Source organism: Cellulomonas bogoriensis 69B4 = DSM 16987 (assembly GCF_000767165.1).
Classification (GTDB): Bacteria; Actinomycetota; Actinomycetes; order Actinomycetales; family Cellulomonadaceae; genus Actinotalea; species Actinotalea bogoriensis.
The window spans coordinates 1-1,288 of record NZ_AXCZ01000330.1 but is presented as its reverse complement, the minus strand read 5'-3'; the positions used below and the strand labels follow the sequence as shown (position 1 = coordinate 1,288).

Below are 1,288 nucleotides of genomic sequence, written 5' to 3'. Positions count from 1 at the left end.
ACCGTCCAGGACGGTGCCGACGTGGTGGTCGACGTGGACGGTGCGCTGATCACCCCGGCGTTCGTCGACGCGCACGTGCACCTGCTGGAGACGGGGCTCGCCCTGGAGGGCGTGGACCTGTCGGTGGAGGGCGGGGCCCGCGACCTGGCAGGTGCGTTGGCCCTGGTGGCGAGGGCCGCGGGTGCGTTGGGCGAGGGCGCGGTGCTGCTGGGCCACGGGTGGGACGAGACCCAATGGCCCGAGCGTCGGGCCCCGACTACCCGGGAGCTGGACGCGGCCGTCGGGGGGCGGCCCGCGTACCTGGCCCGCACCGACGTTCACAGTGCGGTGGTGTCCACCGCACTGGTGCGGGCCTCGGGTTGCGACCGCTACCCGGGGTGGTCCCCGCGGGGTGTGGTCACCGGTGAGGCCCACCACCGCGTCCGTGAGGTCGCCCGTGCGGTGACTCCTGCCAGGCGTGCCGCGCTGCACCGCTCGGCGCTCCGGGCCGCTGCCGGGGCCGGGATCGCGTCCGTCCACGAGCTCGCCGGGCCGTGGCTGGACTCCCCGGACGGGCTGCGGTCCGTCATGGAGATGACGGCCGCGCGCGACTGCGGCCTGCCCCTGGTGGTGGGGATGTGGGCGCAGGCGTGCCGGACCGTGGAGGACGCCCAGGACCTGCTCGCCTCGTTCCCGGGCCTGGCCGGGATCGGCGGGGACCTGACGGTCGACGGGTCGATCGGTTCCCGTACCGCGGCCCTGAACGCCCCCTACACCGACGCCCCGGGCACGGCCGGGGCCCTGCAGATGGAGGCCGGCGCGATCGCCGCGCACGTGGTGGCGGTGACGCGGGTGGGGACGCGGTCCGCGTTCCACGCGATCGGTGACCGGGCGGTGGACGAGCTGGTGCGAGGCTTGCGGCTCGCCGAGGACGAGCTGGGCCCCGGGGGCCTGCGGGGGGCGGGGCACCGCGTCGAGCACGCGGAGATGTCGACCTCCGGGACAGTCGGTGACCTCGCCGCGCTCGGGGTGACCGTCAGCGCCCAGCCGGCGTTCGACGTGGCCTGGGGCGGGCCCGACGGGATGTACGCGCGGCGCCTGGGGGACCGGTGGCGCCGGATGAACCCCTACGCGGAGCTGGCGGCGGCAGGTGTCCCGCTCGCCTTCGGGTCGGACTCGCCCGTGACGGCCTTCGACCCCTGGGCGGCGGTCCGGGGCGCGGTCGAGCACCGGGCCGTGCAGCAGCGGATCTCCGCGCGAGCGGCGTTCCGTGCCCACACCCGCGGTGGGTGGCGCGCGGCCGGCCTGG

1 protein-coding gene is annotated in these 1,288 nt (G+C 76.9%); it reads left to right on the top strand.

What is annotated here, in order from left to right; translation table 11 throughout:
• Positions 1 to 1,288 (top strand): amidohydrolase (locus tag N869_RS15135; RefSeq protein WP_035063039.1); only part of this gene is annotated, 1,288 nt, incomplete at both ends.